General features: G+C 66.9%; 17 protein-coding genes and 1 tRNA gene. 17 read left to right on the top strand and 1 reads right to left on the bottom strand.

Features of this window, described 5'->3' with window-relative positions; translation table 11 throughout:
• Positions 1–24 precede the first annotated feature (24 nt).
• The 15 genes from LQ954_RS13560 (at position 25) to LQ954_RS13490 (ending at position 11,510) form a co-directional block, all read left to right on the top strand.
• Positions 25–1,530 carry a GspE/PulE family protein gene (locus tag LQ954_RS13560; RefSeq protein WP_231023643.1) on the top strand — a complete coding sequence of 502 codons (1,506 nt, stop codon included), beginning with the start codon at positions 25–27 and terminating at the stop codon, positions 1,528–1,530.
• A 112-nt stretch (positions 1,531–1,642) separates the two neighbouring features.
• Complete coding sequence (gene gspF / locus LQ954_RS13555; protein ID WP_227772679.1) at positions 1,643–2,866, top strand: type II secretion system inner membrane protein GspF; 1,224 nt, start codon at positions 1,643–1,645, stop codon at positions 2,864–2,866.
• Positions 2,867–2,874: 8 nt separating this feature from the next.
• Positions 2,875–3,315, top strand: coding sequence for a type II secretion system major pseudopilin GspG (gene gspG / locus LQ954_RS13550; RefSeq protein ID WP_227772678.1), 441 nt, complete (start codon positions 2,875–2,877; stop codon positions 3,313–3,315).
• A 7-nt stretch (positions 3,316–3,322) separates the two neighbouring features.
• Entirely contained in the window at positions 3,323–3,811 is a 489-nt protein-coding gene (locus LQ954_RS13545) for a pilus assembly FimT family protein (RefSeq protein ID WP_330999978.1), read from the top strand.
• Positions 3,804–4,232, top strand: a complete 429-nt coding sequence (gspI, locus tag LQ954_RS13540; RefSeq protein WP_231023578.1) for a type II secretion system minor pseudopilin GspI — start codon at positions 3,804–3,806, stop codon at positions 4,230–4,232. Before LQ954_RS13545 ends, gspI begins: the two co-directional genes overlap by 8 nt.
• Positions 4,229–4,957 carry a type II secretion system minor pseudopilin GspJ gene (gspJ, locus tag LQ954_RS13535; protein WP_269142315.1) on the top strand — a complete coding sequence of 243 codons (729 nt, stop codon included), beginning with the start codon at positions 4,229–4,231 and terminating at the stop codon, positions 4,955–4,957. The genes gspI and gspJ overlap by 4 nt, the downstream gene beginning before the upstream one ends.
• The gene (gene gspK / locus LQ954_RS13530; RefSeq protein WP_231023577.1) at positions 4,944–5,921 is read left to right on the top strand and encodes a type II secretion system minor pseudopilin GspK; all 978 of its coding nucleotides are present in this window, start codon (positions 4,944–4,946) and stop codon (positions 5,919–5,921) included. Before gspJ ends, gspK begins: the two co-directional genes overlap by 14 nt.
• Positions 5,918–7,000 (top strand): type II secretion system protein GspL, encoded by a 1,083-nt coding sequence (gene gspL, locus LQ954_RS13525; protein WP_231023576.1) that lies wholly within the window; start codon positions 5,918–5,920, stop codon positions 6,998–7,000. Before gspK ends, gspL begins: the two co-directional genes overlap by 4 nt.
• Complete coding sequence (gspM, locus tag LQ954_RS13520; RefSeq protein WP_231023575.1) at positions 6,997–7,470, top strand: type II secretion system protein GspM; 474 nt, start codon at positions 6,997–6,999, stop codon at positions 7,468–7,470. Before gspL ends, gspM begins: the two co-directional genes overlap by 4 nt.
• A gap of 11 nt (positions 7,471–7,481) precedes the next feature.
• Complete coding sequence (gspN, locus tag LQ954_RS13515) at positions 7,482–8,198, top strand: type II secretion system protein N (protein ID WP_231023573.1); 717 nt, start codon at positions 7,482–7,484, stop codon at positions 8,196–8,198.
• Positions 8,199–8,336: 138 nt separating this feature from the next.
• A tRNA-His gene (locus LQ954_RS13510) sits at positions 8,337–8,413 on the top strand.
• Between the two features lie 19 nt (positions 8,414–8,432).
• The gene (locus tag LQ954_RS13505; protein WP_231023572.1) at positions 8,433–9,482 is read left to right on the top strand and encodes a Glu/Leu/Phe/Val family dehydrogenase; all 1,050 of its coding nucleotides are present in this window, start codon (positions 8,433–8,435) and stop codon (positions 9,480–9,482) included.
• Positions 9,483–9,608: 126 nt separating this feature from the next.
• Positions 9,609–10,334 (top strand): heme ABC transporter permease CcmC, encoded by a 726-nt coding sequence (gene ccmC / locus LQ954_RS13500; RefSeq protein ID WP_231023571.1) that lies wholly within the window; start codon positions 9,609–9,611, stop codon positions 10,332–10,334.
• 106 nt (positions 10,335–10,440) lie between these two features.
• Positions 10,441–10,875: a cytochrome c maturation protein CcmE gene (gene ccmE, locus LQ954_RS13495; protein ID WP_227772669.1), complete on the top strand. Its 435-nt coding sequence runs from the start codon at positions 10,441–10,443 to the stop codon at positions 10,873–10,875.
• Entirely contained in the window at positions 10,872–11,510 is a 639-nt protein-coding gene (locus LQ954_RS13490) for a hypothetical protein (protein ID WP_231023570.1), read from the top strand. Before ccmE ends, LQ954_RS13490 begins: the two co-directional genes overlap by 4 nt.
• A gap of 56 nt (positions 11,511–11,566) precedes the next feature.
• Here LQ954_RS13490 and LQ954_RS13485 read toward each other — a convergent pair whose 3' ends face one another.
• Positions 11,567–11,782, bottom strand: coding sequence for a DUF3072 domain-containing protein (locus LQ954_RS13485; RefSeq protein ID WP_227772667.1), 216 nt, complete (start codon positions 11,780–11,782; stop codon positions 11,567–11,569).
• Between the two features lie 142 nt (positions 11,783–11,924).
• Between LQ954_RS13485 and LQ954_RS13480 the strand changes: the two genes are divergently transcribed.
• Together LQ954_RS13480 and LQ954_RS13475 are read left to right on the top strand one after the other, a co-directional pair.
• Positions 11,925–13,835: a potassium transporter Kup gene (locus tag LQ954_RS13480; RefSeq protein WP_227772666.1), complete on the top strand. Its 1,911-nt coding sequence runs from the start codon at positions 11,925–11,927 to the stop codon at positions 13,833–13,835.
• A complete protein-coding gene (locus LQ954_RS13475; RefSeq protein WP_231023569.1) occupies positions 13,832–14,353 on the top strand; it encodes a 2'-5' RNA ligase family protein in 522 nt (173 codons plus the stop codon). The genes LQ954_RS13480 and LQ954_RS13475 overlap by 4 nt, the downstream gene beginning before the upstream one ends.
• Positions 14,354–14,383: the final 30 nt, after the last annotated feature.

Genomic DNA, 14,383 nt, shown 5'->3' with positions numbered 1-14,383 from the left:
GGCGCGGGTGGAGCCATCGCGCCGATGGACGCGGAACAGGGATCGGGGGCATCGCTAGCCGGCCACGATCATGCGCCCGCGCTGGTGTCGCTTCCCTATGCTTTCGCACGCAAGTTCGGGGTCACGCTGTCCGGGGACGCCGTTGCCCTGAGAGAGGGGGCGGATCCACGGGCGCTGATCGAGGTGCGCCGCGTTCTTGGTCGCCCGTTTGACGTGACGGTGCTGGAGCCGGCGGCGTTCGACCGCCTGCTCGGCGACAATTACGCCATGGACGGCCAGGCGACGGCGCTTGCCGCGGTCGGCATGGGCGATGAGCTCGACCTGCTGGCCGACGGCATCCCCACTGCCGAGGATCTGCTGGACACGGCCGACGACGCGCCGGCAATTCGACTGATCAACGGCGTGATCGCGGATGCGGCCCGCAACGGCGTGTCCGACATTCACATCGAGCCTTATGAAACCGGGCTCGTCGTCCGCATGCGCGTGGATGGCGTGCTGCGCGAAACGCTGCGCATGCCGCCCCATGTCGCGCCGGTGGTGGTTAGCCGGATCAAGGTGATGGCGCGGCTCGACATTGCGGAGCGGCGCGTGCCCCAGGATGGGCGCATGGGCCTGACACTGGGCGGCAAGCTGCTGGACGTGCGTGTGTCGACGCTGCCGAGCCGGGCAGGCGAGCGGGTCGTGCTGCGTATCCTCGACAAGGATAATGCCGGCATCGACCTCGACGCGCTCGGCATGTCCAAGCCGATGCACGCCATGCTGGAAGCGGCAGTCAACGAGCCGAACGGCATCGTGCTGGTCACCGGGCCAACCGGCAGCGGCAAGACCACCACGCTGTATGCAGCGCTGCGCCTGCTCAACGACGGCAGCCGCAACATCCTGACCGTCGAGGATCCCGTCGAATATGCGGTCGAGGGGGTGGGGCAGACTCAGGTGAATGCGAAGGTCGGTCTGACCTTTGCCGCCGGGCTGCGTGCGATCCTGCGCCAGGACCCTGACGTGGTGATGGTGGGCGAGATCCGCGATCGCGAAACCGCGGAAATCGCGGTTCAGGCCTCGCTTACCGGGCATCTCGTGCTGTCGACGGTGCACACCAACGACGCCGTCGGCGCGATCACGCGTATGCGTGACATGAAGGTAGAGCCGTTCCTGCTTGCCTCCACGCTGCGCGCGGTCATTGCGCAGCGGCTGGTGCGCCGGCTGTGCCCGACCTGTCGCCGTGCCTTGTCGGCCGGCGACACCGTGGCACCGCTGCTGGGGATCGGGCGTGAGGCGGTGGTGTACGAACCGGCGGGCTGTGGGGAGTGCAACCACAGCGGCTTCAAGGGCCGGGTCGGCGTGTTCGAAGCCGTGAGGATCGACGAAACCACTCGCCGCATGATCAACGATGGCGCCGATGAAGCGTCCATTGCTGCCCATGCCTTTGCGCGCAGCGAAACGCTGAGCGCGGCTGCACGCCGGATGGTGGAAGAAGGCGTGACGACCCCAGAAGAGGCGGTGCGCGTGTCGCGGCGTGAAGACAATGACTGAAGAATATCAGTCTCTTGTCCGTGCCTGCTGGCATGCCATGAAAGCAACGAACGTGGCGAGCCCCGCTCGCACCATTGCCCGCGCTTGGCGCGCCGGTCGGGGGTAAGGCCGCGTGCCCGACTTCGATTATCTGGCCATTGATACGCGCGGGCAGGAAACGCGCGGCCATGTTTCCGCGGTGGACGTGGAAACGGCGCGGGCGGTGCTTGACCGTCGGCGGCTGTATGTGGTGCGTCTCGAGCCGGGCAGCGCCCCCGCCGCGCGTGGGCGACCATTGTTCGGTTTGCAGATCGGCAGGCCGAAAATGTCGGCCAAGCAACTGACCCTGTTCACGCGCCAGCTGGCGACGCTTTCTCGCGTGTCGCCACTGGAGGAATCGCTGCGCACCATTACGCGGCAGACGGAGCAGGAGAAGGTGCGCAACGTCGTTCAGACCGTGCATGCAGGGGTGGTGGAAGGGCGCCGCCTGGCTGATGCGATGGGACGCGAGCCGAGAAGTTTCCCGGCGTTATACCGGGCCATGGTCGCCGCCGGCGAGAGCTCCGGTACGCTGCCCGCCATTCTCGAGCGTCTGTCGGGGCTCCTCGAGCGGCAGGCAGAAATCCGCGGCAAGCTGCTGACGGCATTGGCTTATCCCACGATCCTCGCGTGTGTCGCCATGGGCGTCGTTGCCGCGCTGATGATCTTCGTGGTGCCGCAGGTGGTGGAACAATTCGACACGGTTGGACAGCAGCTGCCACTGCTGACCCGGATCGTGATCGGCATCTCCGACGTGCTGGTCGGCTGGTGGTGGCTGATGCTGCTGGTCGCTGCCGTGCTGGTGGCCGGCTTCGCGGTCGCGCTCCGGCAGCCGCCGGTTCGCCTGGCCTTTGACACCTGGCTGCTGCGTATTCCGCTGCTTGGGCGGCTGCTGAGGGATCTTCATGCTGCCCGAATGGCGCGGACACTGGCCACCATGGTGGCAAGCCGCCTGCCGCTTCTCGAAGGTCTCGCGCTGACTGCCGGCACGATCCACAATCGTCGGCTGAAGCTGGCCTCCGACCAGATCACCGAGTCGATCCGGGGTGGCGGCAGTTTATCCTCGGCCATGCGGCGGGCCGGAGTGTTCCCGCCGCTGCTCACCTATCTGGCGGCGTCAGGCGAAGCGGCGGGTCGGCTGGACGAAATGCTGGAGCGTGCTGCGGATTATTTGGAGCGGGAATTCGATCGCTTCACCGCCACCGCCATGTCCTTGCTGGAGCCGGCGATCATCGTGGTGATGGGCGGCATCGTGGCGACAATCGTGCTATCCATCCTGCTTCCCATCCTGCAGCTCAACACGCTTGCGGGGCAATGAGAGATATCATGCGCAAAGAACTGAGAAAGCGTCGGAAGCGGAACGGCTTCACGCTGGTCGAGCTGATGGTGGTGATTGTCATCATCGGCTTGCTGGCCACCATCGTGGCGCTCAACGTCATTCCTTCCGGGGATACCGCGAAGGTGCAGAAGGCGAAGGCCGACATCGCCACTATCGAGCAGGCGCTCGAACTCTATCGGCTTCAGCAGAACAGCTATCCGACGACGGCCCAGGGCCTCGATGCACTGGTGACGGCGCCTGCGGGGCTTTCCAATCCTGCCGCTTACCAGGCCGGTGGCTACATCAAGAAGCTGCCCGAGGATCCGTGGGGCCGGGCGTATCTCTATGCCTCGCCGGGCAAACATGGCGCGGCCGATGTCTGGAGCAACGGCGCCGATGGCCAGGAAGGTGGCGACGGGATCAACGCCGACATCGGTTCCTGGCAATAGGCGCGACTTGGCTGCTCGTGCCGCCTTGCGCCTTCGGGGTCAATCGCGGGCGGTAAGGCCCGGGGCGGCGCGTGGCTTCACTCTTGTCGAATTGATGATCGCGATCGCGGTGATTGGCCTTGCCTCCGCGGCGGCGGTTCTCGCCATGCCGGATCCGCGCGGGCGCCTCGCGGATGAAGGCGCGCGCTTTGCCACGCGCGTGCGGGCGGCCCGCGACGCTGCAGTGATTGGCGGGCGTCCGGTCAGCGTGTGGGTTACGCCGGGCGGCTATGGCTTCGACGAGCGGCGCGGCGGCCAGTGGATCGCGATCGCCGAAAAGCCGCTGCGCGTGTCGCAATGGAGCGAGGGTACGCAGGCGGTGCTTCCGGAGCGGGCGCGAGTCACGTTCGACACCACCGGCATGGCCGATCGGGTGCTGGTGGTGCCGCTGCGCCGCGAGCGCACCCGGCTGACGGTGATGGTTGGGGATGACAAGGGCGCGTGGGTTGATGGCTGAGCCGCGTTCCTGCCGGCGATCCGCCCTCGCGCGCCGCTCGCGTCGCGGCGGGGCAGCCGGCTTCACCCTGATCGAGGTGATGGTGGCCCTCGCCGTGTTCAGCCTTGCTGCCCTGGCGCTGATCCGGCTGGAAGGCGCGACGATACGCTCCACAGCTGTGCTGGGTGACACGATCATGGCGCAGATGGTGGCCCGCAACGTCGCCGTGGATGCGATCACCGCGCCGGCACCGCCCGCCCTGGGACGGACCAGCGGTGTCGAGCAGAATGGCGGCCGTGCCTGGCGCTGGGCGCGCGAGGTGCGGCGCACTGGCGATGCCCAGATCTTGCGCATCGACGTGGCGGTGATGGACGCTGGCGGGCGAGCAGTCGGGCGGTTGACGATGATCCGGCCGCCGCAAACGATCGTGACCACGTCATGATACTGCCCGGGCCAACCACGCGCGGGCGATCGTCCGCAGGTGACTCCCCCCGGCGGAGCGGTGGCACCCGTCGGCAGCACGGGTCGCGACCACGAGCGCCAGGTGCTGAGGCAGGCTTCACGCTGGTCGAAGTGATGGTCGCGCTGATGATCTTCGGCCTGATCGCGTCGGCAGGGGTGGCGCTTCTGGCGTTCAGCATCCGCGCCCAGGCTGCCACGACGGCGCGGCTCGATGACGTGGGCGCGCTTGCCCGGCAATCGTCCCTGCTTGCCGCCGATCTCGCGCAGGCGATGAACCGCCCGGCCCGCGATGAGCGGGGCACGAGGTTCCCGGCTTTTGTCGGCGATGCAACCAGCGTCACATTCGTGCGGGCGGGGTGGAGCAACATCGATGCGGAGCCACGATCGACGTTGCAAAAGGTGAGCTACCGTTTGGTCGATGGGGTATTCCAGCGCATTGCCTGGCCCATGGTGGATGGAGCCGCGCCCTTGCCAGCCTCCGCCGCCTTGACCGATGTCGCCGGTGCGAAGCTGAGGTACCGGATCGCGGGCGCGTGGAGCGAAAGCTGGAACGGCACGCAGGCCGCCGCTTTGCCGCAAGCGCTGGAACTGACGTTGCAGCGCCGCGACGGCGTGACTTTCCGCCAGCTGTTCCTGGTCGGCAGTGGTGCCGCGCCGGTCGTGGCGATGGCGCCTCCAGTGGGAGCGCCTGATGGCGAGCAATAAGCGGCCCGGGGAGCGCGGAGCGGCGTTGCTGACGGTATTGCTGCTGGTCGCGATCGTCGCCGTCATGGCAGCCACCGCGCTGGAACGGTTGCGCTTGTCCACGCGGCTGACCGCCAATGCCGTGGCGCTGGACCAGGCACGCGGCCTTGCTTTTGCTGCGGAGACGCTGGCAACCGGCAGGATCACCCAATTGCTGCGGCAGAGCCCGGACCGGGTCACGCTGGCGGGCGGCTGGAGCAATCAGCCTTTCTCCCTTCCGCTACCCGGCGGAGCAGCGACCGTTCGGGTAAGTGACGGCGGGAATTGTTTCAACCTCAATGGCCTGGTCACCGAACTTGATGGCAGATATGTCGCCGATCCCACGGCAGTGGCGCAGTTCGCACGGCTGGCGAGGCTGCTCAACATACCCGGCGGGGAGGGAATCGCCGCGGCGGCCGCGGACTGGATCGACAGCGACGATGAGCCGCTCGGCGCGGGCGCTGAAGACGGCGCCTATACCGGACTTCCGACGCCCTACCGCACGTCGGGCACGCTGATGGTTGATCCCAGCGAGTTGCGCGCGGTGACCGGTGTGACCGGCGAGGCCTATGCCCGGCTGCGGCCCTGGCTTTGTACCCTGCCGCAGGCGAAGCGATCGACGATCAACGTCAACACGCTGACCCCCGAACAGGCGCCGCTTGTCGCGATGCTGTTGCCGGACACCTTGAGCGTCCAGGCCGCGGCGGCAGGTCTGTTGCGGCGGCCCGCTGGCGGGTTTGGGGATACGCAGGATTTCTGGAAGATCTTCGCGGCCTCCGGCATCACGGATCCGCTTGCGGAACAGCAGACCGGCGTGATCACCACCTGGTTCGACGTGCGGATAGATGTCTCCGTGGGGGACAGCGAGCTGCAGGAGCGGGGGGTGATCGATGCGACGACGCTTCCGGCACGGCTCGTCTCGCGGCAATGGGGCGAGATCCTATGAGTGCGACGATCATCTTCCTGCCGGCCCATGCCGATCAGCCCTGGCGATGGCTGCGGCTGGAGAACAATGCGGTGGCCGCGCGCGGCGAGGGTGCGCCGGAGCAGACGGGGGGCGAAACCATTGCCGTTGCGCCCGCCGACGCAGTGACGCTCCACTGGTCGAGCCTTCCCGCGCGGTCGCAAGCGCAGGCCGTGGCTGCGGCGCGGATCGTGGTTTCTGACGCGAGTGCCGCGCCAATCGACGGCCTCCACGTGGCGGTGGGCGATGCGTCCGAAGACGAACGGCCGATCGGCGTGGTCGCGATTGAACGTATGCGTGAGTGGCTGGCGTCGCTTTCCGGCCTCGGCATCGATCCAGGGGCGATCGTTCCAGCCCCGCTGCTGATCGCGCCGCCTGCGGAGGGATATGTTCGAGCCGAACTGGGCGGCCAACCAGTTATTCGCGGCGCGACGAGCGGCTTTGCCGATGAAGCCCGCCTGACCGACCTCGTCACAGGCGGGCGGCCGCCGGAGACCTTGGGCCGCGACGAGGTGGAGTTGAACATCATCTCCAGCGCGACGAGCCCGCAGCTGAACCTGCGTCAGGGGCCGTTTGCGCGGCGCAAGCGTCGCGCGGTCGATTGGCCGCTGATACGTCGGCTGGCAGTGCTGGCCGGTCTGGTCCTGCTGCTGACGCTGATGATCGATCTGGTGCGAATCACACGGTATGCGATCGCTGCCGATGCGGCGGAAGCGCAGGCCGAGGCGCTGGCGCGTGAGGGCCTGCCGCGCGGCGCGGATCAGGGAGATGCGGGGCGGCTGCTCAGTGAACGACTGTCGCGCCTGCGAGGCCCAGGCGCTGGGTTCAGCGCAACGGCTGCCGTGCTGGCGAACGCCACGCGCGAGGTTGAAGGGACCGAGGTGATCGCGATCGCTTTCGAACCCAGTGGAGAGCTGCGCGCCACCGTCGCCGCGAATGGCGAGGCGCAGGCCAACCAATTGCTGGACCGGCTAAGGGAAGCAGGCTTCGCTGTCACTGCGAGCACCTTCCAATCGGACGGGCAGCGTGTGCGCGGAGACGTGACGGTGGCGCTGCCATGAACGCTTTGCTGATCTGGTTCCGCGGCCGCACCGTTCGCGAACAGCGGCTGCTGATGGTGATGGTGGCGCTGTTCGTGATCACCCTGGTGTTCGCTGGCATCATCCGGCCGGTCCGCGACGGGCTGGAATCGACTCGCCAGCGCCACGCCAGCGCCGAGATCCGTCTAGGCGAAGTGAAGGCGCAGGTCGCGCAGGTGAAGGCGATCCAGCGCGCGCGGCCACGAACGCCTGAAGGGTCGCTGGCCGATGTGGTTCGGGCGCGAGCCGATGAGGCAGGGTTTGTCCTTGCGAACCTGGAGCCGGAGGGCGACCGGATCCGGATCGCCATTGCCACGGCCCGGCCCGGCCCTCTGCTGGGCTGGATCGCCGGGCTGGAGGCGGACGGCCTGCTCGTGGATGCCTCCACCATCAATGGGAATGGTGACGGCACCGTGTCCGCAACGCTGACGTTGAGGGGGAGGGCGCCATGAGGCGGATACGAATGGCGACCGGGCCCGGCGCGTTGTTTCTGGCTTTTTTCGTCGTGGCCTTGATCGCCTTCCTGCCGCTTCGCCTTGCCCTGGCGTGGTTCGGGCTGGCCGAGCAGGGAATGACGGCTCGGGAAGTCACGGGCAGTGTCTGGGCCGGCGAGTTGCGCGAAGCGGCATTCGGCCGGATCGCGCTGGGCGACCTTTCGGCAGGCGTCTCGCCGGTGCAGCTTGTCGTGGGGCGCGCGCGCGTCGATCTGGACGGTGTGGAGGGCGCGGCGGGCTCTGCCCCGCGCTTGTCGGGCGCGGTCGGGATCAGCAGGCACAGCTTCGGCCTGGACGATGTTACCGCGTCGTTGCCGGTCGGCGGGACCTTCCGCCCGGTTCCGGTGACGCTGCTGGATCTTCAGGACGTCAGCGTCCGCTTCCGCAGCGACTCGTGCGAACAGGCCGAGGGGCGGGTGCGAGCAACCATGAGCGGAGAAATCGGGGGAATGGCGGTGCCGGCCTCTCTTAACGGCAACGCCCGCTGCGATTCAGGTGCCTTGCTGCTGCCGCTGGTCAGCGCCGCTGGGAATGAAGGAAGCACGATCCGGCTGTGGCCTGATGGACGATACCGTGCCGAGTTGACGTTGCAGCCGTCCGATCCGGCAGCCAGCGCCAGGCTGCAGGCCAGCGGTTTCATCCAGACGGACCGCGGGATGGAACTGGCGATCGAAGGACGTTTCTGAGCGCAGCGTGGGTAAAATTGGCCGGCGACGGGCGGAGCGTGGCCACCGGGCCAATCAATTCCGTTCAAAGCTTGAAGGAAATTGCGTGTCGAACCTTGACGCCTCAACCCCCGAGCCGTAGGGGCGCGCTTTCTCACGGCGATCGTAGCTCAGTTGGTTAGAGCATCGGTTTGTGGTACCGAGGGTCGCGGGTTCAAGTCCCGTCGATCGCCCCATTTTTTCCCCGGGAACGACATGACCGCGTGGGGCTTCCCCGACTTTGACGACCATGAGGGCGTCCACCTTTTCACCGATCCGGCATCCGGCCTGCGCGCCGTAATTGCGGTTCATTCCACGGCTCTCGGCCCGGCGGCCGGTGGTGTGCGGTTCTGGCACTATGCCGATCATACCGCAGCGATCACCGACGCGCTTCGGCTGTCGCGTGGCATGAGCTTCAAGAATGCCATGGCGGGCCTCGAGCTGGGCGGCGGCAAGGGCGTCGTGCTCGCCGATGCGCCTGGCGCCACCATCAGCGAAGCGCAACTGCGGGCGTTCGGCCGTGCGGTTGAGTCGCTGGGCGGCCGCTACGTCACGGCAGAGGACGTCGGCATGTCCGAAGCCCGGATGAAGGTGATCTCGGAAGAGACCCGCTACGTGTCCGGCTTGCCGGTGGCGAGCGGCGCCGCTGGCGGCGACCCGGGTCCCTATACGGCCATGGGCGTCTACCTGGGCGTGAAGGCGGCGGCTCAGCGTGGTCTGGGCGCGATCGACATGAAGGGCGTTCGCGTCGCCATTCAGGGTGTCGGCTCGGTCGGCGGCGGTCTGGCGCGCCTGCTGGCGGCCGACGGCGCGGTACTGACGCTCGCCGATGTCAACCAGCAGCGGGCCGAGGCACTGGCTGCCGAGATCGGCGCCGCGACGGCCGCGACCGAAGAGATCCTTTCGGCCGACGTCGATCTGGTGAGCCCGAATGCGCTTGGCGCGGTGCTGACCGAACAGTCGATCGGCGCCGTCAAGGCGAAGGTGATCGCCGGTGGCGCCAACAACCAGCTTGCGACCCGCGATGATGGCCGCCGCGTTCATGAGCGCGGTATCCTGTTTGCGCCGGATTACGTGATCAATGCCGGCGGCATCATCAACGTGGGCCTGGAATATCTGGGTCATGGCGATGAGGCGGAAGTGAAGGCGCGCATCGCACGCATCCCCGACCGCCTGATCGAGGTGTGGGACGAAAGCGACGCCAGCGGCGATCCGGCAGCGGATGTCGCGGATCGGATTGCGAAGCGGCTCATCGGCCGGGGCTGAAGCCGCCAAAGAGGCGAGCGGGGGGCATCGACCCTCCGCCGTGCCGCCAATGTCGTGAGAGGAGCGGGGTACGCGTCAGTCAAGCGATGACGACACGCGAATTTGCCCATATGGGATGACACCATCGTGCCCGCGCTCCATGCCCTCGCCAATCCTGCGCGCTTCCTGAAGATCGCGCGACCGCTCACCTCCCTGTTCGGGTGGATGGGCGTTGCGCTGATCGCGATCGGTTGCTGGGCTGGGCTGACGCAAACGCCGCCCGATTACCTTCAGGGCGAATCGGTGCGCATCATGTACGTCCACGTTCCCGCCGCCTGGCTTGGCATGGGTGGGTGGAGCGGCATTGCGATTTCCAGCATTGCCTATCTCGTCTGGCGCCATCCGCTGGCGGATGTCGCGGCGCGTGCCATTGCGGTGCCGGGGGCAAGCTTCGCCGCCGTGTGCCTTGTCACGGGCGCCATCTGGGGGCGTCCTACCTGGGGCACTTATTGGCAGTGGGATGGTCGGCTGACCTCCATGCTGCTGCTGTTCTTCGTTTACCTCGCCTACATCGCTCTGGCGCGTGCCGATCGCGAGCGCGGCGGGGACGGGCGGATCGCCGCCTTGTTCGGCATCGCCGGTACGGTGCTGCTGCCGATCATCCGCTATTCCGTTGTGTGGTGGAATACGCTGCATCAGGGGCCGAGCATCGGGCTGACACGATCGTCGATCGACGCCTCCATCCTGTGGCCGTTGCCGATCATGCTGGCGGGCTTCAGCTTCCTTTTTGGCGCTATCGTGCTGATGCGCATGCGGACCCTGCTGGCGATTGCCAAGGCGGAGGCGCGGCTGCGCCGGAGGGCAACGACGTGAACGCCTGGCCGTTCGTCTTCGCCGCTTACGCAGTGGCATTGGGCACGTGCGCGATCATTGCGCTGGCCAGCCTTCGGGCAATGCGCCGCGCCGAAAAGGACCGGCGATGAAGGCGAAGCATCAACGATTGTGGCTGGCCGGTGCCGCGTTGGTCGCGGTTGCGGTGGCGGCGCTGCTTGCCCTGTCTGGACTGAAGGATCAGGCGGCGTTCTTCTACGCGCCGTCCGATGTCACACCCGAAGTGCTGCTTGCTGACCGGGCGGTGCGCCTGGGCGGCATGGTGGCGGGCGGCTCGGTCGCCCGCGCAGCCGATGGCGTAACCGTGCATTTCCGCGTCACGGACGGGCGCGCGACGACGCCGGTGAGCTTTGCGGGAATTGTGCCCGACCTGTTCCGCGAAGGTTCGGGCGTCGTGGCCGAGGGCCGCTTCCAGCGCGACGGATCGTTTGTCGCCTCCAACCTGCTGGCGAAGCACGACGAGAAGTACATGCCGCCGGAGCTTGCCGGCAAGATGCACGAAACCAAGAGCCTGGATCAGTGACGGGCTTCATCGCTCTTGCCGTGATCGGTGCGCTTGCCTTTGGTGCCATGGTGTTGCTTCGGCTGCCGCGCCTGGTGTGGTCCTTTGCCGGCGCCGCGCTGTTCCTGGGTGCGGCTGGCTACGCATGGCAGGGGCGACCGGCGCTTGCCGCGGCGCCAGCGAAGCCCACTGCAAACCCGGTCGCCGTGGAGCCCGAAAGCATCGCCCTGCGCGAGCGGCTGATGGGCCGGTTCACCGCCGACACCGCCTATCTGGTGGCATCCGACGCCATGTTGCGGGCCGGCGATCGGCGCGCCGCAGCGCAGGTGGTGCTGGGCGGGGTTCGCGCTATTCCGCAAAGCTTCATTCTGTGGACCCAGCTGGGGACCAATCTGGCCATTCACGACGGCGACCAGATGTCGCCGGCGGCCAAGCTGGCGTTCGGACGGGCCATGCACCTCGCACCCGAACATCCGGGCCCGCCTTATTATGCCGCACTGGCCTATATTCGCGCGGGTGACCTGCCGGCCGCGCGGCGGCTGCTCGCCCGGGCCGTATCCTTGTCGCGGGAGGGTACGGAATATCGTCGGCAGCTTGCGGGCCAGCTGATCGTGCTCGATCGCTACATGGCGGCCGTAGAGCAGGCGGGGCGGTAGCGCCGCGATCGCGGCGGATCCGGCAGCTTGCCTGCTCGTTGGCCAACCAAATGGCGCTATTTTCCTCGCCCGGTCTTGTCCTGGAGGGCGTCGATGCGTTTCGACGCTTCGGCCTTGGTCAGCGCCTCGTCGAACTCCTCACCTGCCTCTTCGCTCAAGGTCTTGAGATAACTGGCCTGAGCGCCGGTCATCGGCTCGTCACCCGTGGTCCAGTCATCCGGGTCCTTCTCGGCGTTCGAAAACGGTTCGCTCTTGGGATTGCTCTCAACCATGATGGTCTCCTTCGAGGAGTGGAACTCCCGCGTTCCTGCAATGTTCCCCTTGCGGCGCGGTTGCGAAGTGCTAGGCGCGCCCAGGCTTTTACAGGATGACGGTGGTTTTGTTGCCCTTGAACCTGGCGCTGGTTGATCGTCGGTGAGCAGTACCGCTCCCACCGCCGCGCCGGCCACCATCCCGCACGATCACCATAGCGACGGGCTCAGCAAGCTGGCGCTGGGGGCGATCGGCGTCGTCTATGGCGACATCGGCACCAGCCCGCTTTACGCGATGAAGGAGGTGTTCGTCGGGCACCACCCACTCGCCGTTGATCGCTTGCATATCTTCGGCGTGCTGAGCCTGGTGTTCTGGTCGCTCGTACTGATCGTGACGTTCAAGTACGTGATGGTCATCCTTCGCGCCGACAACAACGGAGAAGGCGGGAGCCTGGCCCTGCTGGCGCTGATCCAGCGCCGGAGCGGACCGGGCAAGCGATGGGGACCGAGCCTCGTTATGCTCGGTGTCCTGGCGACGGCGCTGTTCTTCGGTGACTGCATGATCACTCCGGCCATTTCGGTGCTGTCCGCGGTGGAGGGGCTCGCGACCGTGGAGCAGCGGTTCGACAGCTTCGTCATCCCCATCGCGGCGGCGATCATGATCGGGCTGTTCTACCTTCAGAAGGTCGGCACGGCGAAGGTGGGCAAGCTCTTCGGCCCGATCATGGCGGTCTACTTCGTGACCCTGTCGGTGCTCGGCCTGATTCACGTCGCCGCCCAGCCGGAGGTCCTGCTGGCGCTTGATCCGCGATGGGCGATCCGGTTTGCCGCTGCCGATGGCACGCTGGCCTTCCTGGCGCTAGGTTCGGTGGTGCTGGCGGTAACGGGCGCCGAGGCGCTGTACGCCGACATGGGGCATTTCGGCCGCCGGCCAATCGCGCTCGCCTGGCTGTGGTTCGTCTTTCCAGCGTTGATGCTGAATTACCTTGGCCAGGGCGCGCTGCTGCTGGGCGACCCCTCGGCCGCCCAAAACCCGTTCTTCCTGATGGCGCCGGAGCAATGGCGCCTGCCGCTGGTGATACTCGCCACGCTGGCGACGGTGATCGCCAGCCAGGCGGTGATCACCGGCGCCTATTCGGTGGTTCAGCAAGCCGTGCAGCTCGGCCTGATGCCGCGCCTGCGCATCGATCATACCAGCGCCTCGGCTGCGGGGCAGATCTACATCCCGTCCGTCAACTGGGCGCTGATGGTGATGGTGCTGTTGCTGATCTTCGGCTTTCGGGAGTCTTCGAACCTGGCGGCGGCCTATGGCATCGCCGTGACCGGCACGATGTTCATTTCGACCTGCATGGTCGCCGTGCTCATCCAGCGCGTCTGGCATTGGCCGATCGCGGCGGTCGTGCCGTTCGTGGCCAGCTTCCTGCTGATCGACGGCCTGTATTTCTCGTCGAACCTGACGAAAGTGCCGGACGGTGGCTGGTTCCCGTTGCTGGTCGCGATCATCGTCTTTGTTCTGCTCACGACCTGGGCGACGGGGCGCAAGCTGATGCTGGAGCGAATGCGTGAGGGCGCCATGCCGATCAAGGTGTTCATCGGCTCGGCGGCGAACAGCGCGACTCGCGTGACCGGAACGGCGGTGTTCATGACCTCAACCCCCGAAGGAGTGCCGCCCGCCCTGCTGCACAACCTGAAGCATAATCGCGTGCTTCACGAGCGCGTCATCCTGCTGACCGTGAAGGTCACGGACATGCCATTCTATCCGGAGCAAGACCGTTTCAACCACGAGGTGCTGGGCGAAGGCTTCCACCGCGTGATCCTCCGGTATGGGTTCATGGAATCGCCGGACATCCCAGCGGCGTTGAAGTCGTTCGACCAATGCGGCGGGGAGTTCCGGATGATGGAGACCAGCTTCTTCCTCTCCCGCCAGACGCTGCTCGCGTCGGCGCACCCGGGCATGGCGATCTGGCGTGAGAAGCTGTTCTCCTGGATGCTGCGGAATGCGGAAAGCGCGATGGAGTTCTTCCGGCTGCCCACGAACCGTGTCGTCGAACTCGGCAGCCAGATAGAGATTTGAGCGAGTCGCCGCCGGCACCGATCATCGTGACCGCCTTGCTTGGGCGGTCCGATCAGATCTGGTTGGACGGGCTGCGGCAGCGCCACTTCCCGCCAGAGCGCAACTTCCTAGCCGCGCACCTGACCATGTTCCATCATCTGCCGCCGAGCGCGGCTGAGGAACTGAAGTGGCGGCTGGCGGAGGAAACGCGCGCGGTGCCCCGTCCCAAAGCCGCGCTGGCGGCGCCATTCTCCCTCGGCCGGGGCGTCGCTTACCGCGTCGACAGCGCCGAGCTTGCCGCGATCCGCGCCAGCTTGGCGGAGGCGTTCGCAGGATTGCTGACGCCGCAGGACCAAGCGGGCTGGCGCCCACATGTGACGATACAGAACAAGGTGGAGCCAGCGACGGCAAAGGCGTTGCTTGCCGATCTGGGCAGGGAGTTTCGGCCCAGGCCGCTCATCATCGATGGGCTTGCGACATGGTGGTATCGCGGCGGCCCCTGGGAGCCGCTGTCGCAGCATCGCTTCCGCGCTGGCTAGTCGCCGGTGCCTCCGGGCGTCAGCGCAGGC

Source organism: Sphingomonas sp. IC-11, from assembly GCF_021043365.1.
In the GTDB taxonomy this organism is placed as follows: Bacteria; Pseudomonadota; Alphaproteobacteria; order Sphingomonadales; family Sphingomonadaceae; genus Sphingomonas.
This window is presented reverse-complemented; position numbering and strand designations above follow the sequence as displayed.